This is a genomic window from Sphingopyxis sp. P8, from assembly GCF_020622175.1.
GTDB lineage: Bacteria > Pseudomonadota > Alphaproteobacteria > Sphingomonadales > Sphingomonadaceae > Sphingopyxis > Sphingopyxis jiangsuensis.
This window is the reverse complement of sequence record NZ_JACNMK010000002.1, coordinates 661,122-684,807: the sequence shown is the minus strand read 5'-3', so window position 1 is coordinate 684,807 and position 23,686 is coordinate 661,122. Positions and strand designations below refer to the sequence as shown.

The 23,686-nt window shown below is 66.6% G+C and carries 21 protein-coding genes and 1 pseudogene; 12 read left to right on the top strand and 10 right to left on the bottom strand.

Features of this window, described 5'->3' with window-relative positions; all coding sequences use genetic code 11:
• Window positions 1–15 precede the first annotated feature (15 nt).
• Together H7692_RS11780 and H7692_RS11775 are read right to left on the bottom strand one after the other, a co-directional pair.
• A complete protein-coding gene (locus H7692_RS11780) occupies window positions 16–963 on the bottom strand; it encodes a carbon-nitrogen hydrolase family protein (RefSeq protein WP_201928106.1) in 948 nt (315 codons plus the stop codon).
• Window positions 964–1,012: 49 nt separating this feature from the next.
• Window positions 1,013–1,933 carry a LysR substrate-binding domain-containing protein gene (locus tag H7692_RS11775; protein ID WP_201928736.1) on the bottom strand — a complete coding sequence of 307 codons (921 nt, stop codon included), beginning with the start codon at window positions 1,931–1,933 and terminating at the stop codon, window positions 1,013–1,015.
• A gap of 105 nt (window positions 1,934–2,038) precedes the next feature.
• On the opposite strand from H7692_RS11775, the gene H7692_RS11770 reads away from it, so the two are divergent.
• Entirely contained in the window at window positions 2,039–2,260 is a 222-nt protein-coding gene (locus tag H7692_RS11770) for a hypothetical protein (RefSeq protein WP_222136963.1), read from the top strand.
• 10 nt (window positions 2,261–2,270) lie between these two features.
• Here the strand turns inward: H7692_RS11770 and rimM are convergent, their stop codons facing one another.
• From rimM to ffh, 3 genes and pseudogenes are all read right to left on the bottom strand, one after another.
• Complete coding sequence (gene rimM, locus H7692_RS11765) at window positions 2,271–2,762, bottom strand: ribosome maturation factor RimM (protein WP_201928108.1); 492 nt, start codon at window positions 2,760–2,762, stop codon at window positions 2,271–2,273.
• 206 nt (window positions 2,763–2,968) lie between these two features.
• Window positions 2,969–3,409, bottom strand: a pseudogene (rpsP, locus tag H7692_RS11760) (30S ribosomal protein S16); the annotation flags it as partial.
• Between the two features lie 36 nt (window positions 3,410–3,445).
• Complete coding sequence (gene ffh / locus H7692_RS11755) at window positions 3,446–4,906, bottom strand: signal recognition particle protein (protein ID WP_222136962.1); 1,461 nt, start codon at window positions 4,904–4,906, stop codon at window positions 3,446–3,448.
• A gap of 270 nt (window positions 4,907–5,176) precedes the next feature.
• Between ffh and H7692_RS11750 the strand changes: the two genes are divergently transcribed.
• From H7692_RS11750 to H7692_RS11725, 6 genes are all read left to right on the top strand, one after another.
• The gene (locus H7692_RS11750; RefSeq protein ID WP_222136961.1) at window positions 5,177–6,808 is read left to right on the top strand and encodes a putative bifunctional diguanylate cyclase/phosphodiesterase; all 1,632 of its coding nucleotides are present in this window, start codon (window positions 5,177–5,179) and stop codon (window positions 6,806–6,808) included.
• 49 nt (window positions 6,809–6,857) lie between these two features.
• Window positions 6,858–7,664, top strand: a complete 807-nt coding sequence (gene dapF / locus H7692_RS11745) for a diaminopimelate epimerase (RefSeq protein WP_222136960.1) — start codon at window positions 6,858–6,860, stop codon at window positions 7,662–7,664.
• On the top strand, window positions 7,661–8,977 hold the full coding sequence (locus H7692_RS11740; protein WP_222136959.1) for a MiaB/RimO family radical SAM methylthiotransferase: 1,317 nt from the start codon (window positions 7,661–7,663) through the stop codon (window positions 8,975–8,977). The genes dapF and H7692_RS11740 overlap by 4 nt, the downstream gene beginning before the upstream one ends.
• Window positions 8,974–9,900, top strand: coding sequence for a signal recognition particle-docking protein FtsY (gene ftsY, locus H7692_RS11735; protein WP_222136958.1), 927 nt, complete (start codon window positions 8,974–8,976; stop codon window positions 9,898–9,900). Before H7692_RS11740 ends, ftsY begins: the two co-directional genes overlap by 4 nt.
• A complete protein-coding gene (locus H7692_RS11730) occupies window positions 9,897–10,574 on the top strand; it encodes an inner membrane-spanning protein YciB (protein ID WP_222136957.1) in 678 nt (225 codons plus the stop codon). The genes ftsY and H7692_RS11730 overlap by 4 nt, the downstream gene beginning before the upstream one ends.
• Window positions 10,575–10,653: 79 nt before the next feature.
• The gene (locus H7692_RS11725) at window positions 10,654–11,232 is read left to right on the top strand and encodes a urate hydroxylase PuuD (RefSeq protein ID WP_222136956.1); all 579 of its coding nucleotides are present in this window, start codon (window positions 10,654–10,656) and stop codon (window positions 11,230–11,232) included.
• Window positions 11,233–11,378: 146 nt separating this feature from the next.
• On the opposite strand, the gene H7692_RS11720 is transcribed toward H7692_RS11725, so the two are convergent.
• From H7692_RS11720 to H7692_RS11700, 5 genes are all read right to left on the bottom strand, one after another.
• The gene (locus H7692_RS11720) at window positions 11,379–11,933 is read right to left on the bottom strand and encodes a gamma carbonic anhydrase family protein (RefSeq protein ID WP_222136955.1); all 555 of its coding nucleotides are present in this window, start codon (window positions 11,931–11,933) and stop codon (window positions 11,379–11,381) included.
• The gene (locus tag H7692_RS11715; protein WP_222136954.1) at window positions 11,930–14,188 is read right to left on the bottom strand and encodes a spermidine synthase; all 2,259 of its coding nucleotides are present in this window, start codon (window positions 14,186–14,188) and stop codon (window positions 11,930–11,932) included. Before H7692_RS11715 ends, H7692_RS11720 begins: the two co-directional genes overlap by 4 nt.
• Window positions 14,185–14,727, bottom strand: a complete 543-nt coding sequence (locus tag H7692_RS11710; protein ID WP_201928119.1) for a GNAT family N-acetyltransferase — start codon at window positions 14,725–14,727, stop codon at window positions 14,185–14,187. Before H7692_RS11710 ends, H7692_RS11715 begins: the two co-directional genes overlap by 4 nt.
• A complete protein-coding gene (hemB, locus tag H7692_RS11705) occupies window positions 14,724–15,722 on the bottom strand; it encodes a porphobilinogen synthase (RefSeq protein ID WP_222136953.1) in 999 nt (332 codons plus the stop codon). The genes H7692_RS11710 and hemB overlap by 4 nt, the downstream gene beginning before the upstream one ends.
• Window positions 15,723–15,783: 61 nt before the next feature.
• Entirely contained in the window at window positions 15,784–17,301 is a 1,518-nt protein-coding gene (locus H7692_RS11700) for a M23 family metallopeptidase (protein ID WP_227340209.1), read from the bottom strand.
• Window positions 17,302–17,600: 299 nt separating this feature from the next.
• On the opposite strand from H7692_RS11700, the gene H7692_RS11695 reads away from it, so the two are divergent.
• From H7692_RS11695 to clpX, 5 genes are all read left to right on the top strand, one after another.
• Window positions 17,601–20,369, top strand: a complete 2,769-nt coding sequence (locus H7692_RS11695) for a helicase-related protein (protein ID WP_222136952.1) — start codon at window positions 17,601–17,603, stop codon at window positions 20,367–20,369.
• A gap of 8 nt (window positions 20,370–20,377) precedes the next feature.
• Complete coding sequence (locus H7692_RS11690) at window positions 20,378–20,677, top strand: RNA-binding S4 domain-containing protein (RefSeq protein ID WP_222136951.1); 300 nt, start codon at window positions 20,378–20,380, stop codon at window positions 20,675–20,677.
• Between the two features lie 175 nt (window positions 20,678–20,852).
• On the top strand, window positions 20,853–21,191 hold the full coding sequence (gene fdxA, locus H7692_RS11685; protein WP_227340208.1) for a ferredoxin FdxA: 339 nt from the start codon (window positions 20,853–20,855) through the stop codon (window positions 21,189–21,191).
• Between the two features lie 263 nt (window positions 21,192–21,454).
• Window positions 21,455–22,105: an ATP-dependent Clp protease proteolytic subunit gene (locus H7692_RS11680; protein ID WP_201928124.1), complete on the top strand. Its 651-nt coding sequence runs from the start codon at window positions 21,455–21,457 to the stop codon at window positions 22,103–22,105.
• A 170-nt stretch (window positions 22,106–22,275) separates the two neighbouring features.
• Window positions 22,276–23,544, top strand: coding sequence for an ATP-dependent Clp protease ATP-binding subunit ClpX (gene clpX / locus H7692_RS11675; RefSeq protein ID WP_227340207.1), 1,269 nt, complete (start codon window positions 22,276–22,278; stop codon window positions 23,542–23,544).
• Window positions 23,545–23,686: the final 142 nt, after the last annotated feature.

Here is a 23,686-nt window from a genome sequence, read left to right as displayed (position 1 = left end):
CCGCGCGTCGCCCTGTCAGTCCCAGCGCACCCCCGCTTGCGGCGCTGTGTCGACATCGAGCGTGAAGACGTCGGGGCGGCTATAATGGCCGTCGACATCGAGCGCCGCGAGCGCCTCGCCGATCATAGACAGGTCCAGCGTCGCCGACAGATGCTCCTCGCCCTCACCCGCCGTGGCCAGCACCGTCGCGTCGGGCGCGACGATCAGGCTGCCGCCGCGGTTGAGTGGTCCGTCAGGCATCGCGCGGATCAGCGCCTCGGCCTCGGCATCGCCGCCGACGCGCGCGAGGCCGTCGAGGAGGTCGGCGCGCGCCTGTACCAGCCCGGCAGCAAGAACGAAGCACCGCCCCTCGAACGCATAGTGGCGCGACGCAATGGCATAGGTTTCACGCACTGTCGGCCAAGCGGCGACATGCACCGCTTCGCCGCGATTGTGCATCGCCGCGCGCGCGAGCGGCATCCAATGCTCCCAACAGATGAGGCTGCCGACCGCGCCGAAGGGTGCCTGATGGACGTCGAGCGTCGACCCGTCGCCGCGCGCCCAGATCAGCCGTTCGCCATGCGTCGGAACGAGCTTGCGGTGGAGGAGCGGTGGCGCGCCGGGACGGAAAAGAATCTGCGTGTTGCAAAGGCTCGACCGCACGCGCTCGTGCGCGCCAATCGACACGAGCACCCCGCGGTCGGCGACATCCTGCAACGGCGCGAAGCGCGGATCGTCTTGGCGCACGGCCTGATCGAGCAGGATGCGGTGGAGCGCCCGCGTGCCCGGATGGTCCCACAGCGCGGCGCCCGGCGCCTCGTCGAGCCAGAGCGGATAGCCGCCGAGGAAGGTTTCGCCAAATGCGACAATCTGCGCGCCGGCGTCCGCCGCGCGCCGCGCATGGTCGGCAGCGGCAGCGATGCCGTCGCCGATCGCGAGCGGAATCGGGGCGGCCTGGACGATGGTGGCGTGAAGCTGGGTCATCGCGCCTTCATGGCACAGCGCCACGCGCTGGCAAGAGGGCTATGCGTCGCTAGCCCAGCGGCTCCCATATCGCGGCGGGCGAACGGTCGCGGTCGCGGTCCATTTCGGCGTGGAGCCATTCGCGGAAGCGCTCGATCTTGCGGACGCCGGCCCGGCCCTCGCGGTGGACAAGCCACGTCGCGCTGCCGGTATGATAGAACGTGTCGAACGGCTGGACGAGCCGCCCCGCATCGATTTCGGCCCGCCAGATCAGCGGAGTCATCATCGCGATGCCGAAGCCGCTCTGCACCGCCGACGCCTCCTGAAGCTGGCTGTCGAGTTCGATGCCGCGCCGCTGCGGCGGCGGCGACGTGTCGACCCCTGCTGCCGCGAGCCAGCCCGCCCACCACGGATCATTCGGCGCGAGCCGCTCGACGCGCAGCAGGTCGGCGGGCTGCTCGATATGGTTGGCGTCGCGAAACGATGGCGCGCAGATCGGCGAAACATGGCCGCGAAACAGGAAATCGGCGCGCAGCCCCGGCCACCCGCCCGGCCCCATGCGGATCGCAACATCGACGCTCGACGCGTTGAAATCGACGAGCGCGTTCGACATCGACAGGCGGACCGCGAGGTCGGGAAAGGCGAGCTGGAACGCGCCGATGCGCGAGGCGAGCCACCCGCCGCCGAAGCTTGTCACGGCATTGATCGTCAGCACATCGGTCTCGTCGCTGCCCAGCGACGCAAAGGCATCACCCATTGCCGCAAAGGCCGAGCTGATCGCGGGGAGCAGGCGCTGCCCCGTTTCCGACAGCCGCACGCGACCCTTTTCGCGGACGAACAGCGGGCGGCCGAGGCGATCCTCCAATTGACGCACCTGATAGCTGACCGCCGCCTGCGTCATCCCCAGTTCCTCTGCCGCGCGCGAAAAATTTTCCAGCCTGGCTGCGGCCTCGAACGCGCGGACGGCGGCAAGCGGCGGAATTTTCGTCATGCCGATCATCATAAGCTGTCCTTATGAGAAGCGCCACAGCTTTTGTTGGCAAGCGGCGCGCGAAAGGCGCAAATGGATCGTCATCGGACAAGCAGGAGAAGACCGATGATGGACGAAAATTTTATGCGCGTCTGGGTCGCAGGCCACGGCCAGCTCAGCGCCGATATTGACCGGCTGGTACGCAAGTCCGTGGCGGCGTTCGACCGCTTCGCCGAACTGGTGACGCCGAGCCACCGCGAAGGCGCCGACACCTATTTCGTGCGGGTCGCCGAATGCTGCAAATCAATCGGCCGGGCGGCCACGCGAAAGCGGGCGCGCGCGCGCTGAACGCGCTGTGTCAGTCGGCAAATGCCGGATCGATCGTCACGCCCGCGTCATCCCATGCCGTGACCGCCTGCGCGGTCATCGGGACCATGAAGCGTTTGCCATCGGGCTTCTCGATTTCGAGGATGTCGCCCGCGCCGAAATTTTCGACCGCGACGACGTGGCCGACGGGCGCTCCGTCGGTGGAGGTGCAGGCAAGCCCGATCAGGTCGTGATGATAATATTCGCCGGGACCGAGCGGCGGCAGCGCCGAGCGCGGAACGGTCAGAAGCGTGCCGCGCAATGCCTCGGCAGCGCTGCGGTCGGTCAGCTCGGCAAAGCTTGCGACCGCGCCCTGATTGGCGGGGCGCACCGACGTCAGGGTCAGCTTGCGCGGCCCCGCATCGAATGTGGAAAAGGCGCGGAGAGCATCCGCGCCTTCGCCGAACAATTTGAGGCGCACCTCGCCCCGTACCCCGTGCGCACCGGCAATGGCGGCAAGGGTGACGGGGCGGTCGGCGTTCACCAAGGCGGTTAGCCTTCGGCCTTTTCTTCGCCGGCGTCTTCGGCCGGGGCTTCTTCGCCCTCGGCAGCGACGGGGCCGCCTTCGGCGACTTCTTCGGCGATCGCGGTTGCGTCTTCGGCAGTCGCGTCGACGGGAACTTCGTCGGCGACCGCATCGGCAACGGCTTCGGCGGTTTCTTCGGTCTTCACCGAACCCGTGGCATCCGATTCGGCCGTAACCTCTTCGGCGGGAGCTTCTTCAGCGGGAGCCTCTTCAACCGGGGCTTCTTCAGCCGGAGCGGCGGCGGCAGCCTTTGCGGCCTCTTCGGCCTCAGCCAGCTTCGACGCCTTTTCTTCGGCGCGTTCCTTGGCCTTTTCGCCCGGAACCGCCTTGTTGGGGTTGTTGCGCGCGGCGCGTTCCTTGATGCCCGCGGCGTCGAGGAAGCGGGCAACGCGGTCGCTCGGCTGCGCGCCGACGCTCAGCCAGTGCGTCGCGCGCTCGGCGTCAAGCTTGACGCGCTCCGGATTGTCCTTGGCGAGCAGCGGGTTGTAGCTGCCGATGCGTTCAATGAAGCGGCCGTCGCGCGGGCTGCGCGAATCGGCGACGACGATCTTGTAATAGGGGCGCTTTTTCGAACCGCCGCGCGAGAGGCGAATGGAGGTAGCCATGATATTTTCCTTCTAAGTCTAACTGGATTGTCTGGATTATTTCTTCTTGTTCATCAGGTTGGCGAGATCGGGCGGAATCGCTCCGCCGCCGAGCCCGGGCAGACCGCCGCCCATGCCTCCCATGCCGCCGCCAAGACCGGGCATTCCGGGGATGCCGCCGCCGCGCCCGAACAGCGCGCCGAGCCCCTTGAGCCCGCCCATTTTGCGGATTTTCTTCATCGCGGTGGACATTTCCTGGTGCATCTTGAGCACCTTGTTCACCTGTTGCACCGTCGTGCCCGACCCGTTGGCGATGCGGATCTTGCGTTTGGCGTTGATGATTTCGGGCTTTGCGCGCTCCTTGCGCGTCATCGACCCCATGATCGCATCCATATGGACGAGCACCTTGTCGTCGGCGCCGCTTTGCGCCATCGCCGCCTGCGCCTTTTTGAGGCCGGGGATCATCCCCGCGAGCGCGCCGAGCCCGCCCATGCGGCGCATCTGGTTCAATTGGCTGCGAAGATCGTCGAGGTCGAACTGACCCTTCGCCATCTTCTTGGCCATCGCCTCGGCCTCGTCGGCCTGGATCATCTCGGCGGCGCGTTCGACGAGGCTAACGACGTCGCCCATGCCGAGAATGCGGCCCGCGATGCGCGACGGCTGAAAGAGTTCGAGCCCGTCGAGCTTTTCGCCGGTGCCCGCGAACTTGATTGGCTTGCCGGTGACCGCGCGCATCGACAGCGCGGCGCCGCCGCGCGCGTCGCCGTCCATGCGGGTCAGGACGACGCCGGTGAGCGGCACCTGTTCGGTAAAGCGCTGCGCGACCTGCACCGCGTCCTGACCTGTCAGGCTATCGACGACGAGCAGCGTTTCGGCGGGGTTCGCCGCGCGCGATACCGCCTGCATTTCGTCCATCAGCTGTTGGTCGACGTGGAGGCGGCCCGCGGTGTCGAGCATCAGCACGTCGTAGCCCTGAAGCTTCGCCGCCTGCAGCGCACGGTTCGCGATTTCGGTCGGCTGCTGGCCCGCGACGATCGGCAGCGTCGCGACGTCGATCTGCGTGCCGAGGACGGCGAGCTGTTCCTGCGCGGCGGGGCGATTGACGTCGAGCGACGCCATCAGCACCTTCTTGCGCTCCTTGTCCTTGAGCCGCTTCGCAATCTTTGCGGTCGTCGTCGTCTTGCCCGAGCCCTGCAGACCGACCATCATGATCACCGCGGGCGGCGCGACATTGAGGTCGAGCTCGGCGGTTTCCGAGCCGAGCATCTCGGTCAGCGCGTCGCTGACGATCTTGACGACCTGTTGCCCCGGCGTGACCGATCGCAGGACATTCTGGCCGATCGCGAGTTCGGTGACCTGATCGACGAAACTGCGCACGACGGGCAGCGCGACATCGGCCTCGAGCAAGGCGATTCGCACTTCGCGCATCGCCGCGCGCACGTCCGCCTCGGTCAGCGCGCCGCGACCGCGGAGCTTCCCGAAAACATCGCCAAGCCGATTGCTCAGACTGTCGAACATGCGCCGTTTGCACCCTTCTGACATGCCGCAACGCAAAAGACGCCGGTGAGCGAAACCTCGCCAACCAGCGGCTATCCGTGGACAGACGTTTCCGTCGCGGATGTCGTATCTGTCCGCCCGCAAGATGCGGCCGGACGCGGCGCCTTTACGCAAAAGCGCAAAGAAAGGCAAGGCCGCACGACGCTCTCGCGCACCGCCGCCGCGGTAACGCACTTAACGCAAATTTCATCGCTGCCCGCCATAAAAGGCACAACAGTGGGAAAAGAATCTATGACTTCAGACATCCGGCCGCGAGATCGCAGCGAAGCCGCCCGGCGTGACGTCCTGACCGGCGGTATCGTGGTCGCGGCCATCCTGCTCTTCGTCGGCACCGGCAGCAATCTGATGCACGCGCTCGTGCAGAGCCTGATCGGGCTGGGCGGCGGACCCGACAAGGTGCTGGCGGCGGCGCTGATCCTGAACGTCGCGCTGATCCTGTTCGGGTGGCGGCGATACGAGGATCTGAACCGCGAAATTCGCGAGCGGACCGAGGCCGAGAAGCGCGCCCGCTATCTGGCCGATACCGACCCGCTGACCGGGTTCCTGAACCGCCGCGCCTTGCTCGTCGCCGGACAGCAGCTGATCGCGAAATCGGCGGTTGAAGGTCGGCAGGTCGCGCTGTTCCTGCTCGACCTCGACCATTTCAAGACCGTCAACGATATCCACGGCCATGTCGCGGGCGACCGCGTGCTGCAGGTCGCCGCCGAGCGCATCAGCACCGTCCTGCCGCCGAGCGCCACCAAGGCGCGCCTCGGCGGCGACGAATTCGTCGCGCTGTTGCCCTTCGAGCCCGGCGCGCGTGCGACGATCGACGCGCTCGCCGCACAGCTCGTCGCGGCACTCGAGGATTCGGTGACGCACGACGCGCAGCAGATCCGCATCGGCGCATCGCTGGGCATCGCGCTCGCCAACGATGCGAGCATAACGATGGACACAATGGTGCGGCAGGCCGACATCGCCATGTACCATTGCAAGGACCAGGGTCGGAACCGCTATTGCTGGTTCGAGATGGGCATGGAAATGGCGGTGCAGGTCCGCAACCAGATCGAAACGGGCATCCGCAGCGGCATGCCGCGCGGCGAGTTCGTCCCCTATTTCGAGCCGCAGGTCGATATCGCCAGCGGCCGTCTGGTCGGGTTTGAAATGCTGATGCGCTGGGATTCGCCCGAATATGGCATGATCCCGCCCGAACGCTTTATCCCGATTGCCGAAGAGAGCGGGCTGATCGGCGAATTGTCGCTGCAGGTCATCCGTAGCGCGATGGACATCGCCAAGGGCTGGGACCCGTCGATCATGCTCGCGGTGAATATCTCGCCGCAGCAGTTGAAGGACCCGTGGTTCAGCCAGAAGCTGACCAAGCTGCTCGTCGAGGCGGGCTTTCCCGCAAGCCAGCTCGAGGTCGAGATTACCGAAAGCAGCCTGTTCGAGAACCTGCCGCTGGTCCGCTCGATCGTCACCAGCCTGAAAAATCAGGGCGTGTCGCTGAGCCTCGACGATTTCGGAACCGGCTATAGCTCGCTGTCGCACCTGCGCGCGCTGCCGTTCGACCGGATCAAGATCGACCGCAGCTTCGTCGCCGCGATGCGCGACAGCGCCGATGCGCAAGCCATCGTCGTCGCCATCGTCCGGCTCGGCGAAAGCCTTGCGATGCCGATCACCGCCGAGGGCGTCGAGGACGAGGCGACGGCGATCGAACTCACCCGCCTCGGCTGCACCAAGGGACAGGGCTGGTTCTATGGCCGGGCCGCGTCGGCGGGCGACACCGCGGCGCTGCTCGCCGAGCGCGGGTTGCTGCGCGCGCCCGCGATACCTGAAGGCGGCGTTGCGAAGCCCGACGCCGAGCCACTGCGCAAGAGCGCCTGACCCGACCCATCGCTAGACTTCGCGGCGCCGCGCCCTTACATGCGCGGCTATGGCAGACCGCTTCACCAAGATGCACGGACTCGGCAACGACTTCGTCGTGATCGACGCGCGCGAGGCAGCGGTCGAAATGACCGCGGCGCGCGCGCACGCGATTGCCGATCGCCGTCACGGCATCGGTTGCGACCAGCTGATCCTGCTCGAACCGTCGACCAGCGCCGACGTGAAGATGCGCATCTTCAACGCCGACGGCGGCGAGGTCGAGGCGTGCGGCAACGCAACGCGCTGCGTCGCGACCTTGCTCGCGCAGCCCGCGGTGATCGAGACGCTGGGCGGGATGCTGCGCGTCAGCCCCGCCGATGGCGGCGCCGAAGTGACGCTGGGCGAACCCGTGTTTGACTGGGAGCATATCCCGCTCGCGATGCCGATGGACACGCGCGACATGCCGGTCGCATGGGACGAGCTTGAACATGGCGCAGGTGTTAACGTCGGCAATCCGCATATCGTCTTTTTTGTACCCGAAGCCGACGCTGTGCCGCTCGCCGACCTGGGTCCGCGAATCGAAACCGACCCGCTGTTTCCTGAGCGCGTCAACGTCAATGTCGCGAGCCTCGACGGCGAGAATCAGCTGCAACTTCGCGTCTGGGAGCGCGGCGTGGGCGTCACCCAGGCGTGCGGCACCGGCGCCTGCGCGACGGCGGTCGCGGCGATCCGCGCGGGGCTGGTCCAGTCGCCGGTCACCGTCTCGCTCCCCGGCGGCGACCTCCTCATCCGCTGGGCGCCCGGCGAGCCGATCGTGATGACCGGCGCGGCGACGCGCGTGTTCGAGGGCGAGACCGACTGGGCGCGCTTCGGATGAGCAATTCGGTCGCCGACCGGCATCGGGTCGTCAATTTCGGGTGCCGGCTCAACATCGCCGAGGGTGAAGCGGTTCGCACCGCGCTGCGCGACGCGGGCGCGTCCGACACCATCGTCTTCAACAGTTGTGCAGTGACCGATGAGGCGGTGCGTCAGGCGCGGCAGGCGGTGCGCCGCGCGCTACGCGAACATCCCGATGCCGAGGTGGTGGTGACAGGATGCGCGGCGGAACTCGAGGCCGGGCGTTTCGAAGCGATGGGCGCACTGGTCGTGGCGAACGATGCGAAGGGGCTGACGCAAAGCTACGCAAATATCGGTGTGTCCCCGCGCAGGCGGGGACCCAACACCGGCGCGCTCCAAATAGCACCGGCCAGAGATCGACCTCCGCCTTCGCGGGGGAACATGGATACTTACACACCCACACCCAAATCCTATACCCCCGCCCTCTCCGGCGCCGATCATGCGCGCGCCTTCCTGGGCGTGCAGACCGGCTGTTCGCACAGCTGCACCTTTTGCGCGACCGTGCTGGCGCGCGGGACCGCGCGGTCGGCGACGGTTGATGCTGTCGTCGAGGCCGCGCGCACCGCGCTCGCGCGCCGACAGCGCGAGATCGTGCTCACCGGCGTCGATCTTGCGAGCTATGGCGACGACAGCGGGACGAGTCTTGCATCGCTCGTCGAGGCGCTGCTCGCGCTGCCCGTCGAGCGGCTGCGCCTCTCCTCGCTCGACCCCGACCGCGTCGACGATGCGCTGTTCGCGCTGCTCACCCAAGAGCCGCGGGTCATGCCGCACGTCCATCTGTCGCTGCAAGCGGGCGATGATATGGTGCTGACGCGCATGAAGCGCCGCCATCGCCGCGCCGACGCCGTGCGGCTCGTCGAGCGGCTCAAGGCGGCGCGTAGTGAAATCGCGATCGGCGCCGACCTGATCGCGGGCTTTCCCACCGAGGATGACAGCATGTTTGCCAACAGTCTGGCGCTGATCGACGATTGCGACATCGTTTTCGGCCATATCTTTCCGTACAGCCCGCGCGCCGGAACGCCCGCCGCGCGCATGCCGCAGGTCGGGCGCCGCGTCGCGCGCGACCGCGCCGCGACCTTGCGCGCGGCCAATGCGCGGCGGCGCCATCGCTGGCTCGACGCGCAAGCTGGCACGATGACGCAGATGCTCGTCGAGCGCGACGGGATGTGCGGCCATGCCGAGAATTTTGCCGCGCTGACGCTGGCCGCACCCGCCGCGCCGAACAGTATAGTGCCGGTGCGCCTTCGCGCGCGCGACGGCGAGCGCATGATCGCCGAAAGCATCGCAGCATGAGCGGGGCGAGCTGGAGCGAGCGGTTGCTCGGCGGGCTTCGCCGCACGTCGGAGCGGCTCGGCGAAAATCTGTCGGGACTGACCGGTAAGTCGCGGCTCGACGACGACGACCTCGACCGGATCGAGGAGGCGCTGATCACCGCCGACCTTGGCCCCGCGATGGCCGCGCGCATCCGCGATCGCCTGTCCGAGCGCCGCGACGTCGCGGCGAACGGCACCGAGGAGCTCCGCCGCGTCGTCGCCGACGAGATTGCGGCGGTGCTGCGCCCGGTCGCCGAACCGCTGGAAATCGACGCCTTTCCGCGTCCGCAGGTCATATTGGTGATCGGCGTCAACGGGTCGGGCAAGACAACGACCATCGCCAAGCTCGCGCACCTGTTCCAGGAACAGGATTATGGCGTAATGCTCGTCGCGGGCGACACCTTTCGCGCCGCCGCAATCGGGCAATTGAAGGTCTGGGCCGAACGCCTGGGCGTGCCGATTATGGCGGGCCCCGAAGGCGGCGACAGCGCGGGCATCGTCTTTGACGCGGTGAAGCAGGCGACGGCGACGGGCATCGACGTGCTGATCGTCGACACCGCTGGACGCCTGCAGAACAAGCGCGAGCTGATGGACGAGCTTGCCAAGATCAAGCGCGTCCTCGGCCGCCTCAACCCCGCCGCGCCGCACGACGTGGTGCTCGTGCTCGACGCGACGACCGGGCAGAATGCGCTGTCGCAAATCGACGTTTTTCGCGAGGTCGCGGGCGTTACCGGGCTCGTCATGACCAAGCTCGACGGCACCGCGCGCGGCGGGGTCCTCGTCGCCGCGGCCGAGCGCCACGGGCTGCCCATCCACGCAATCGGCATTGGTGAGACGATGGAGGATCTGCGCCCCTTCGACGCCGACGAGATCGCCGCCATCATTGCAGGAAATATCCGATGACCGCCCCCGATATGCCGCCCACCGGCCCCGAGCCCGTCCCCGCGCCGCCGCGCGCGCAGCACGGCTGGCTGAACTTTGCGATCGACTTCGGACCGCTGCTCGTCTTTTTCGTCGCCTATAAGTTCGCATCGGAAGGCGACGGCGCCTTTGCCGCGACGACCGCCGCGATCAAGGGCACACTCGCGTTCATGGTCGCGATTATCGTCGCTATGGCGGTGTCGAAGTGGAAGCTGGGCAAGATTTCGCCGATGCTATGGATGTCGAGCGTGCTCGTACTCGGTTTCGGTGCGCTGACCGTCTGGTTCCATGACGAGCGCTTCATCGTGATGAAGCCGACGATCATCTATGGCGCCTTTGCCCTGCTGCTGCTCGGCGGCTGGTGGCTGAAGCGCCCGATGCTCAAATATCTGCTCCAGTCGGCGCTCGAAGGGTTGACCGAAAAGGGCTGGCTGTTGCTGTCGCGGAACTGGGGAATTTTCTTCGGCGCGCTCGGCATCGCAAACCACGTGATGTACGAACTGATCCAGACCGATCGCATGAGTTTCGACCTGTGGCTCACGATCAAGGTCTGGGGCGTCACCGCCCTCTCCTTCGTCTTCACGCTGACGCAGGTCCCGGTGATGTTGAAGAACGGCCTTTCGGTCGCCGAGGACACCTCCGACAAGCCCGCTTGAGCCTTTCCTTTCGCGCTGGCATAGCATCGCCACGGCACCGGGTCGCACCGCGCGCCGAACGATAAGGAGGGGAATGCAAATGGGGAAGTTTTTCGGAAATCTTCACGCCGTTCTGGGTACCGGGCTGGTGTTCGCAATCGTGCTGATGCTGGGCCTCAATGGCCAGAATTTCGACGATGGCGTCGCCGCGGGCAATGCCATCATGCGCTGGCTGCACACCTTTTTCGGCGTACTATGGATCGGGTTGCTTTATTATTTCAACTTCGTCCAGATGCCGACGATGCCGAAGATTCCGGCCGAACTGAAACCTGCGGTCGGCAAGCATATCGCGCCCGCCGCGCTCTTCTGGTTCCGCTGGGCGGCCGCCGCGACGGTGCTCTTCGGTCTCGCCATCGCCTTTCACGCCCAATATGCGGTTCCCGCGCTGACGTTGCAGGACCCCTATAAGCTGATCGGCGTCGGCATGTGGCTGGGGCTGATCATGGCTTTCAACGTCTGGTTCGTGATCTGGCCGAACCAGAAAAAGGCGCTGGGCATCGTTGAGGCCGATGACGCAACGAAGGCCAAGGCGGCACAAACCGCGATGATCTTTTCTCGAACGAACACCTTGCTGTCGATTCCCATGCTCTATGCGATGGTGAACGCCAACCACGGGTGATGTGACGATCCTCCCTGTCGCGAAACGATGAGGAGGTGGCAGCCCGAAGGGCTGACGGAGGGGCTTTGGCGCAACCTTGCCGCCCCTCCACCATCGCCTACGGCGACGGTCCCCCTCCCCATGGCTTCGCGACAGGGAGGATTTATTCACCCTTCCACCGCTGCCTTGTGCAGCCGACCGTTCATCACATAATGGGCGACGCCGATCTGCATGCCCGCGGCCTGCGCGTCGTCGATCTCGCGCACCCGTCGCGCCGGGGTCCCGGCCCACAGTTCGCGGTCAGGGATTTCCTTATTCTCGGTGAGCAACGCGCCCGCGGCGAGCATCGCGTCGCTGCCGATGCGGCAGCCGTTCATTACCGTGGCCTTCAGGCCGACAAAAGCACGGTCGGCGAGCGTGCAGCCATGCACCATCGCCAAATGTCCGATCAGCACATCTTCGCCGACGATCGTCGGAAAGCCGTCGGGATGGAAAGGAGTCGGGCCGTCGCAGTGCAGGATGCTGCCGTCCTGGATGTTCGAGCGCGCGCCGATGCGGATATGGCTGACATCGGCGCGCAGCACGCAATTATACCAGATACTGACGTCGGGACCGATCACCACATCGCCGATGATCCGGCATCCCGGCGCGATGAAGGCGCTGGGATCGATCTGCGGCGTCTTGCCATTGACGCTGATGATGCTGATGTCACTCCGGGTCATTCGTAGCTTCCGATCACGTTTTTCCAGATCAGCACTGGCAGGGTCGAGGCATAATCGTCGGTCCAGCGCGTGAACCCCTTGCGCGCCGCAAGCGGAACCCAAGTGCCGTCTTCGGCGCTCAGATTGCGCGCCTTCGTCCCGCCGGTCAATTGCTCGAGCCGCTGCGGTGTCGCCGTCAACGCAACCCAGCTCGACCCGGTCAGGTCGCCGAACTCGCCCTCGGGATCGGGGGTCGGGTCAATCCGGATTGCGGCCGACCAGCCGCGTGCCTTGGCCTCGGCGGCCAATACCGGCTCGAGTCCGAAGAAACGGTTCGAGATATGGATCAGCAGGTAGCCGTCGGGTTTGAGCGCGCGCGCATAGACGCCGATCGCTTCTTCGGTCAGCAGGTGCAGCGGGATGGCGTCGGACGAAAAGGCGTCGATTACCAAAATGTCGAACTGCGCCGCTGGTCCCTTTGCTATCTGCAGCCGCGCATCGCCGATGACAATTGGTGTGTCGCGCGCGCAATTCGAAAGGAAGGTGAATTTCTGCGGGTCGCGGGCGATGTCGGCCATCACGGGGTCGATCTCGTAAAACGTCCAGCTCTGGCCCGGACGGCGATAGCAGGACAGCGTCCCGGCGCCGAGCCCGACGATCCCCACCGACGCATCCGGCCCCGCCAGCGCCTCGGCCTTGTCGAGCGCCAGGCCGACGCCCGATTGGTGCCCGTAATAGGTTGTCGGCTCGCGCTCCTTCCCGGGCTCGGTGCTTTGCAGGCCGTGGAGCGTCGTGCCGTGCGCGAGCCGCCGCTGCATGCGATAAGCGTCGTCGGTGACCGAATAGACGCCGAAATAGCTGCGCACCCGCGTCCCGTCGACGCTGACCTTCACTGTATCCCAGCCGCCGACGCCGATCATCAACAGCAGCAGCGTAGAGACATAGGCCCAGCGCCATGCAGATACGAGCAAGCCCACCGCGACGATTGTCAGGCCCCACAGCGCCGTGTCCGTGTCGAACGCCCCCGACCAGCGCTGGACCATGTTCCAGCAGGCGAAGGCTGCGAGGATGACGAGCAGCAAGACGAGCCGCCGCGTTTGCTGCGGCGAGGCCTTGATCCACTCGTTCCACGGGAAAAGCGCGGGCAACGGCAGCAACAGCGCCGCCGCGACGATCAGCAACGGATGTTCGTAAACCCAGTCGAATAGCAGCGGCGCAACCAGCGCGGCAAACAGGCCGCCAAGCACCCCGCCCGCCGACATGACCAGGTAGAAAAGCGTCAGGTGCCGCGGCGCGGGGCGAAGATGATAGAGATAGCCGTGGAGCGCGGTCGCGACGACAAAAAGCATCGCAAGACTGGCGAGCGCCACCATCATCGTTCCGCCGGCCGAGCTGAGCAGCGCGAGCGCGCCGACCATCAGCAGCATCGTCGGCGCGATCGTCGTGACGACCTGCGTCGCGCGGTCCATCGTGGAAAAGGCAATGACGAAGCTGAGCAGGTACAGGCCGAGCGGCAGCACCCACAGGAGCGGCATCGCGACGATGTCGGTCGTCAGATGCGTCGTCGTCGACAGCATCAGGCCCGACGGAACCGCCGCAATGAACAGCCAGTGGAGCATCCGTCGCGACGTCGGTGCCGGCTCGGCTGGTTGCTTGACATCCGAGTCCATGGCCTCCGGGTGTGCGCTCCAACGCGCCCAGCCACTCGCGGCGACCAGCAGCAGCAGCGCCGCATAGCCCCCGGTCCATCCCCAGCTTTGCGTCGCCAGCGGAAGATTGGGCTCGACCAGTGCCGGATAGCTGATCAACCCGGCAAAGCTGCCGAGGTTCGACGCGGCGTAGAGGTAATAAGGGTCGCCCGCGCGCGCATCTGCGGCAAACCAGCGCTGCATCAGCGGCGCCTGCGCCGAAACGACGAAGAATACCGGTCCGATCGACGCCAGAAGCAGCAGCGGAACCCACAGCACCTCCTGCCCCGCCGCCGGCGGCGCGATCTGCGCAATTCCGATCGGAAGCCAGAGCGCGGCCACAAGGAAGAGCGCAACGTGGATCATCGCCTGCCGCCGCAGCGCGAAACGTCCAAGCCAGTGCGCATAGGCATAGCCGCCGAGCAGCAACGCCTGATAAACGAGCATCGCGCTGTTCCACACCGCCGGCGCGCCGCCCAATTTGGGGAGCACCATCCGCGCGACCATCGGCTGGATCTGGAAAAGCAGGAAGCTGCCGACCAAGATGGTCAGCACGAAAAGCCAGCGCCGTGTCGCGACCGCGCTCATGCGTGCCCCCAGCTTGCCCGGTCGAGCGAATAGGCGACATGCGGACGCAACGGATCGCCCTCGGTCAGCCTGGGATGGTCGAAATCGCAAGTCTCGGCGTGCTGCATTCCCAATCGCTCCATAACCGCCCGGCTGCGGACATTGCCCCGCCATGTGATCGCCCACACGGCTTCGTCAGCCAAATTGTCGAAAACCCACGCGACGGCGGCCTTTGCCGCCTCGGTCGCATAGCCGCGACCCCAGCAATCACTTGCCAGCCGCCAACCGATTTCGGGTTTGTCGGCGACCGGCCCCACGCTCCCGCGGATTGCCCCGCACCATCCGATCAGCCGCGCGTCGTCGCGCCGTTCGAGCGCCCAGAAGCAATGGCCGTGCGCCGCATCGATCCCGCGCATCCGCTCGATGAGCGCGGCGGTCTGTTCACTGTCGAGCGGCGGCCCGAGCGTCGCCATGACCGCAGGATCGCTGCAGATCGCCTGAAAGGGCACGACGTCGTCATCGCGCCACGGACGCATCAGGAGCCGCTGGGTTTCGATCATGCGCCGAGAAGCCGCGCCGCATGCAGCGCGTGGTAGCTGAGCACGCCCGCCGCGCCGGCGCGGCGAAACGCGAGCAGGGTTTCGAGGACGAGCGCGTCGCGGTCGCCCGCTCCGGCTGCGGCCGCGGCCTCGATCATCGCATATTCGCCCGACACCTGATAGGCATAGACGGGCACCGCGAAATGGTCCTTCACCGCGCGCACGACGTCGAGATAGGGCAGGCCCGGCTTGACCATCACGCTGTCGGCGCCTTCAGCCAGGTCGGCCTCGACCTCGCGCAGCGCCTCTTCGACATTGGCGGGGTCCATCTGATAGGTCTTCTTGTCGCCTTTCAGCAGCCCGCGCGAGCCGACCGCATCGCGGAAGGGGCCGTAAAAGGCCGAGGCATATTTGGCGGCGTAGCTCATGATCTGGACGTGGGTGAACCCTTCCATCTCGAGCGCCTCGCGGATCGCGCCGACGCGGCCGTCCATCATGTCGCTGGGCGCGATGATGTCGGCACCCGCACGCGCCTGGTTGAGCGCTTGCCCCACCAGCACGTCGACCGTCTCGTCATTGAGCACATAGCCGCCCTCGTCGACCAGCCCGTCCTGCCCGTGGCTGGTATAGGGGTCGAGCGCGACGTCGGTGAGAACGCCGATGGCGTCGCCAAGCGCATCCTTGACCGCCGCTGTCGCGCGGCACATCAGATTGTCGGGATTGAGCGCCTCTGCCCCGTCGTCGCTGCGCCGACCGGCTTCGGTATAGGGGAAAAGCGCGATGCAAGGGATTCCGGCCGCGACGGCGTCCTTTGCACGTTCGACGATGCGGTCGACCGACCAGCGCGACACGCCCGGCAAGCTCGCGATCGGTTCCTCGGTCGCGGTGCCGGGGCAGACAAAGAGCGGCCAGATCAGGTTCGACGGCGCCAGATGCGTCTCGCGCACCATCGCGCGGCTCCAGCCGGTGCGGCGCGTCCGGCGCAGGCGCAGGTCGGGGAAAGCGGCGTTGGTCATCGCGCGTCCATAGCCGCGCTTTGCCGCGCCGCAAACGGATATTGGTGCGAACCCGCGGCGCTCAGATGCCGTCGCCGATCCGCTTTGCCGTCACGTCGGCGAGCGAGCCGAGCTTGGGCCCCTCCACCTGTTTCGGCGCGATCGGGGTGAGCGCGGCGCCCGATTCGATCGCGGTGAGCTGACGGATGCGCGCGCGGAAATCGGCGAGTTCCTTGCCCTCGAGCGCCGCGCGCGTCACAAATGTCACCGACGACGGGTTGACCGCGCGCCCGTTGCGGTAAAGCTCGTAATGGAGGTGCGGCCCCGTCGAGAGGCCGGTTGAGCCGATGTAGCCGATGACCTGCCCGCGGCTGACCCGCTGACCCGCACGCACCGCGACGCGGCTCATATGCCCATAGCCGGTGCCCAGACCGCCACCGTGGTTGAGCCGGACATAATTGCCATAACCGCCGTTGCGCCCCGCCATCGCGACGACGCCGTCGGTTACAGCATAGATGGGCGCACCATAGCCGCCGCCGAAGTCGATGCCGCTGTGCATCCGGCGATAGCCGAGAATCGGGTGGCGCCGCATCCCGAACGTCGAGGTAACACGGCCGTTCGTCGGGCGCGCCATGCCGCCGCGCTGTTCGCCGACGCCCGACGCCTCGAACCACTGGCTGCGTCCGTCCTTCTTCCATTCGAGCATCGACAGCTTTGGCCGACCGTTGCGGATCAACCCGGCGTAGAGGAGCTTGCCCGTCTCGCTCTCGCCCGTTTCGGCGCGGCGATAATCGACGACGATGTCATATTCGTCGTTGGCGCGGATGTCGCTGCCGACCGATATCTGCTTTCCGATGACGCGCAGATAAGCCTGGATCGCCTCGGGTGGCGCTCCCGCCGCGCGCGCCGAGCGATACAGGCTGTCGCCGACGCGGCCGCGGATACGCAGCGGCGTGTTGTCCACCGCAATCGGGATGCTCCGCATGACGAGACGCCCGTCGATCCGCTCCATCTCGATCCGGAGGTCGAAGCGCGCACGCATCGCCAGCGCGTCGACCGGGCGCGGCATCGTGCGCGCGGCGCGGCGCCCCAGGATCAGGTCGATGCGCGTTCCCGCCGCAATATCGGCAAGCGGCACCGCGCCCGAAACCTGGCTTGCAAGCGCCTGCGCCTCGGCGCTGCCGACGCCTGCACGTTCGAGGACGCGCGCAAAGCTGTCGCCGCGGCCGAGCGTAGCCGTCAGTTCGATCTGCGGGCGTTCGGGTGTCTGCGTCAGCGGGCGCACCGCATCGGTCGCCGCCATATGCCGCCCCGTGTCGCCGCCGAACGCGAGCGGCACGATCATCTGCGCGCGCGCCTCGTTGAAATCGGCGGCGTCGAGCGCGGGCGCGGTCGGCGCCGCAAGTGGCCGGATGCCGGGGAAGGTCGCGATCGCGCTGCCGCAGAGCAGCGTCAACGTCGCGAGGCCGCGCCACCATTCGCGCGAGCCGATATCGTTACCAAGGTCGGGAACAAGGTCGAGCTGCGCCAGCCGTTCACGCCACGACAGCAGAGGGGGCGCTTTTGCGTCACCCGATCGCAGGGGAATCGCCTGCGACATCGTGAGGGCGGCAGCATTGCCGGACATCCCCGCGATGGGTTCGTGACGCTGGAACAAGATATTACCCCCGCTCGACGAGCCCCCCGGCCCGGCCGCTCAATTCATATTACCGCCGCTTTGTCTGTAAACAAAGGCCGTTAAAGTCAATTTAATGGCCCGCCGCGGGAATTTTGTTGCGGCGGGGCGTGGCGTCGCCGCGACGCGGCGTGATTCAGGGCGAAAACCGCACACGGCGCACCGGTGGCCGTCGATCGCCTGTTGCGCACGCGGCGCGTCCATGCCAGCGTGCACGAAAGACAATGGCGCCACCCTCTTCCACCCCGGTCAAGGCCGTCCTTGGCCCCACCAACACCGGCAAAACCCATTTGGCGGTCGAGCGCCTGACCGCCCATGCGAGCGGCATGATCGGATTCCCGCTGCGCCTGCTCGCGCGCGAGGTTTACGACCGCGTCGTCCGGATCAAGGGCGCGGCACAGGTTGCGCTCGTCACGGGCGAGGAGCGGATTACGCCGCCCGATGCGCGCTATCTGCTCGGCACGATGGAGGCGTTGCCCGTCACGCGCGACGTCGCCTTTGTCGGTATCGACGAGGCGCAGCTCGGCGCCGATCCCGAACGCGGCCATGTGTTCACCGATCGCCTGCTGCGCGCGCGCGGTCGCGAGGAAACGATGATCCTCGGTTCGGCGAGCATCGGCGGGCTGGTCCGCAGGCTGGTTCCCGAGGCCGAAATCGTCACCCGGCCGCGCTTTTCGACGCTGAGCTATGCCGGCCCGTCAAAGCTGTCGCGCCTGCCCAAACGCTCCGCGGTTGTCGCCTTCTCGGCCGAGGAGGTCTATGCGATCGCCGAGATGCTGCGGCGTTTTTCGGGCGGCGCGGCGGTGGTGATGGGCGCGCTCAGCCCCAAGACGCGCAACGCGCAGGTCGCGATGTTCGAGGCGGGCGAGGTCGATTATCTCGTCGCCACCGACGCGATCGGCATGGGGCTGAACCTCGACGTTACGCATGTCGCCTTTGCAAGCCTGCAGAAGTTCGACGGGCGCCGCCTGCGCCGCCTGACGGTCGCTGAAATGGCGCAGATCGCGGGCCGCGCCGGGCGCCACCAGCAGGACGGCAGTTTCGGCACCGTCGGCATGCCGCAGGGCGGATTCACCCCTGAGGAAATCGCGGCGATCGAGGGGCATCATTTTCCGCCGCTTCCCAACCTGTTCTGGCGCAATCCGGTACCGCGTGCCGACACGCTCGACCTGCTGCTCACCGACCTTGCCGAGCCGCCGACGCTGGCCGGCCTGCGCCCGGCGCCCGAGGCGGTCGATATCGCGGTGCTCAAATATCTGGCAGGCGACATGGAGGTGCGCGCGCGCGCGACCGACGCCGAAGCGGTTGAGCGGCTGTGGGACGTGTGCGGCCTCCCCGACTTCGAACAGCTCGGTCCCGAGCATCACAGCCGCACCGTGCTCAAGTTGTGGCAATGGCGCACGAGCGGCAACGGGATGATCGACCCCGAATGGTTCGCGCGGCGCCTTGCACGCTTCGACGACACCGACGGCGACATCGAACAGCTCGCGAGCCGCATCGCGGCAGTCCGCACGCTTTGTTTCATCGCGCAGCGCGGCGACTGGATCGCGGGCGGCGCAGGATGGGCCGAACAGACGCAGGAACTCGAATCACGCCTGTCGGACGCGCTCCACGCAGCGCTCGCGCAGCGCTTCGTCGACCGGCGGCTCGCGTTGCTCCTCCGCGACGCGGGGCAGCGCAACGCGGCGCTGCCGGTCGCGGTTAGCGCCGACGGCACCGTCGCGGTCGATGGCGAGGCGCTCGGCACGCTCAGGGGCTTTCATTTCAAGGTCGACCCGGTCGCGCGAGCAAGCGACCATCGCATGTTGCTCGCCGCGGCCGAAAAGCATCTGCGGGGCGAACTCGCGCGGCGCGCGACATCGCTCGCCGAGGGGGACGGAAGCGCGCTGTCGCTGGTGAGCGAAGCGGGCGCGCCGCCGCGCCTCGCGTGGCACGGTGACATCGTCGCGACGCTCGGGCGCGGGCCGACGCTCGTCCAGCCCGCGCTCCAAATCGACCCCTCGCTGCGCCGCCTCGAGCCGCAACAGGTGCAGGCGATCACCGAGCGACTGCACGCCTTTGTCGCCGAACAGCTCGCGCGCCATGCGGGGCCGCTCGCCGCGATGGGCGAGGCGGCGAGCGACCTTTTCACGCCGCCGCGCGTCCGCGCGCTGCTGGCGGCGCTCGTCGACGGCGGCGGCACCATCGGTCGCTCTGCGGTCGAGGACCAGCTGAGCGCGATCAGCGCCGAAGACCGACCCCAGTTGCGCAAACTCGGCCTGACAATCGGCTCGCTCGACATTTTCCACCCGCAACTGCTCAAGCCCGAGGCAGTGCGCTGGCGCGCCGCGCTCGCCGCGGCACAGCAGGGCGCGCCTGTCCCCGCGTTGCCGCCGCAAGGCGCGGTGCTGCAAAAGAGCGGCAACCAGGCGGGGCTGCGGATCGCAGGTTTCCGGCGCTGCGCGACCGGCTGGCTGCGGATCGACATGGCCGAAAAGCTTGCGCGACAGGCCCATGCGGCGCGTATGCAGGCCGCCGCGCCGCCCGCGGCACCGATTTCGGGCACCGCCGAGCATCATGTCGACCAGCATGAGGACAGCAGCGCTGCCGATGGCGCGGCGGCGGTCGCGCCTGGCTTTGCAATCGACCCGGCGCTGGCCACCTCGCTCGGTCTCGACGAGGAATCGCGGCGCGCGCTGTTGCAAAGCTTCGGCTTTCGTACCGTCGGCGACCCCGAACTGCAGCGCTGGCGCTGGTCGGGTCTGCAGCGCGCCGACAAGCGCCGCCGTCGCAAACAGGCCAGGAAGACGGCCGACGCTCCCGCAGCGGATGCCAGCGGCAAGGACCGGCGCGCGGCGGCCAAAGGCCCGCGCGGCAAACGCGGCAAATCCGCTCCGCCCGGCACGCCTGTCCAGCGCCCGGCGCGCGTTGACCGGCCACCGCGGCGCGGCCCGTCGCCGACCAGCCCCTTTGCAGGCCTCGCGGCGCTGCTCGCCGACGCCGGAAAGGATTGACGCAGGCGATGGCGAGTCCCGGCGCGGCAGGGAGCATCCGGCTCGACAAGCTGCTCTGGTACCTGCGCTTCGCCCGGTCGCGCAGTGTCGCGCAGGCGATGATCGCCGCGGGGCATATCCGCCTCGAGGGGCGCCGTATCACGCGCGCGTCGGCGCCGGTACGCGCGGGCGAAACGCTTGTCCTCCCCGTCGGCGAGCGCGTCGAGGTCATCCGGCTGGTCGCCCTCCCCAGACGCCGCGGTCCGGCGCCCGAAGCGCACGCCTGTTACATCCGGCTCGACCCCGGCGCGACTGCCGCGGCGCACTGAACTTTCAGCGCCCAAGGAAATTCTCTGGCGCGGCTTTGCCGTGGGCGGACTAGGGGAATGAAAGTGATTCGCAACTGTCGCTTTGCGTTGACGCGCCGCGTCCGCGCGGCATAGAGGCGGGTCGCAGATGAAGGCCGGACGGCAAGGGTGCCGTCGGCAAAGGGAGCCCGAACCCATGACCTATGTCGTCACCGACGCCTGCATTCGCTGCAAATATATGGACTGCGTCGAGGTCTGCCCCGTCGATTGTTTCTATGAGGGCGAGAATATGCTCGTCATCAACCCGAACGAGTGCATCGACTGCGGCGTGTGCGAACCCGAATGCCCCGCCGAGGCGATCCTGCCCGATACCGAAAGCGGGCTCGAGAAATGGCTCGAGGTCAACACCAAGTTCAGCGCCGAATGGCCGAACATCACGGTGAAGAAAGAAAGCCCCGCCGACGCCGAAGAATATAAGGGCGTCGAAGGCAAGTTCGAGAAGCTTTTCTCGCCCGAACCCGGCGAAGGCGACTGATCGCCGCGACGTCAAACGGACAGAAGGGGCGGGTCATTCCCGCCCCTTTTTCATACGGAGAGTGGTATCGCCTGACGACCGGTAGTGGACGTCGTTTCCAATCAATACCGTTATCCCAAAGCCGATATCGACTCCCACCCTGATCGGCCTCGCCATGTTTTCCCCTCTTGAATCCGTCGCGCGGGGCGACGATGTAGGGCGACGGAAACCCAGCCCGCCGGTCCTCGGCGCGGCGCCTTGAAAACCATAAGGACGAATTCCCGATGATCGACCCGCTTGCCGCCCTTGTTCCAGTCGTCGTCGAACAAACGAGCCGCGGCGAACGCAGCTTCGACATTTTCTCGCGCCTGCTGCGCGAGCGCATCGTTTTCGTCACCGGCGAGGTCGAGGACAATATGGCCTCGCTGATCGTCGCCCAGTTGCTCTTCCTCGAATCGGAGAATCCGAAGAAGGACATCTATATGTACATCAACTCGCCGGGCGGCGTGGTGACGGCGGGCATGGCGATTCACGACACGATGCAGTACATCCGCCCGCGCGTCGGCACCGTCTGCATCGGCCAGGCCGCGTCGATGGGCAGCTTCCTTCTCGCGAGCGGCGAACCGGGGATGCGCGTCGCGCTGTCGAATGCGCGCGTGATGGTCCACCAGCCGTCGGGCGGCGCGCGCGGGATGGCGTCGGACATCGAGATCCAGGCCAAGGAAATCCTGCGTATCCGCAGACGGATGAACGACCTTTATGCAAAATATACCGGCAAGCCCCTGAAAGACATCGAGAAGGCGATGGATCGCGACACCTTCCTCGAGGCTGACGAAGCCAAGGAATTCGGTATCGTCGACCAGGTCTTCGACCGCCGCCCGGGCGCGCCCGGCGACGACGCGCCGACCGAGGTGAGCGAAGGCCCGACGCCCTGACCGGACGCCGGCGCAACCTCCCGCTAACCGCATTTCTTGACGTCTCGCACGGCGCCTGGCGCTATGCGGGACATTGAAGCCATGTCACCCAATTGCCATATTGTAATTGAGGGGACGCGGGCTAGGATAAACAGGGCAGCGCGCATTTTGCGCGGGCCAGAGGAAGATTTATGACCAAGTTGAGCGGCTCGGACAGCAAGAGCACTCTGTATTGCTCCTTCTGCGGCAAGTCGCAGCACGAAGTCCGCAAGCTGATTGCCGGACCGACGGTGTTCATCTGCGACGAATGTGTCGAGCTGTGCAACGACATCATCCGTGAAGAAATCAAGGGCGGGATCGCCGCGCGCAAGGACGGCGCCGTCCCGACGCCGCTCGAAATCTGCCAGCATCTCGACGCCTATGTCATCGGCCAGAACACCGCCAAGCGCGTGCTGTCGGTCGCGGTGCACAATCATTACAAGCGCCTCGCCAATTCGGGGCGCAGCGACGATGTCGAGCTAGCCAAGTCGAACATCCTGCTCGTCGGCCCGACCGGCAGCGGCAAGACCTTGCTCGCGCAGACGCTCGCGCGCTTCCTCGACGTGCCCTTCACCATGGCCGACGCGACGACGCTGACCGAGGCGGGCTATGTCGGCGAGGATGTCGAGAACATCATTCTCAAGCTGCTCCAGTCGTCGGATTACAACGTCGAAAAGGCGCAGCGCGGCATCGTCTATATCGACGAGATCGACAAGATCAGCCGCAAGGCCGAAAATCCGTCGATCACCCGCGACGTGTCGGGCGAAGGCGTCCAGCAGGCGCTGCTCAAGCTGATGGAAGGCACGACCGCGAGCGTTCCGCCGCAGGGCGGGCGCAAGCATCCGCAGCAGGAATTCCTGCAGGTCGACACGACGAACATCCTCTTCATCGCGGGCGGCGCCTTTGCCGGCCTCGAAAAGATCATCGGCGACCGCCTGCAGGGCAAGTCGATCGGCTTTGGCGCGCATGTCGCCGGCCCCGACGAACGCCGCACGGGCGAAGTACTCAAACAGATTGAGCCCGAAGATCTGCTGAAGTTCGGCCTGATCCCCGAATTCGTCGGCCGCCTGCCCGTCATTGCGACGCTGGAAGATCTCGACATCGACGCGCTCGTCAAGATTCTGGGCGAGCCCAAGAATGCGCTGGTCAAACAGTATAAGAAGCTGTTCGACCTCGAGGATGTCGCGCTGACCTTCACCGACGATGCGCTCGTCGCGGTCGCCAAGAAGGCGATCGAACGCAAGACCGGCGCGCGTGGGCTGCGCTCGATCGTCGAGGCGATCCTGCTCGACACGATGTTCGACCTGCCCGACCTTACCGACGTCGTCGAAATCGTCGTCGACAAGGATGTCGTTGAAGGCCGCAAGGATCCCGTGCGCGTCTATGCCGACAAGGCGAAAGAGGCCGGCGACGCGGCCTGAGTCGCACCGCATCGGGTTTGGTTGCCTCGCCAACTATGTTGCATTGCAGCAACAGTTGCTGAAAAAAGCGCAGCCGCGCAGGTCATGCGCCGCCGCGATTTCACGCAAATGCGCGCTTTCTTGACGCTTTCCTGATCGCCAA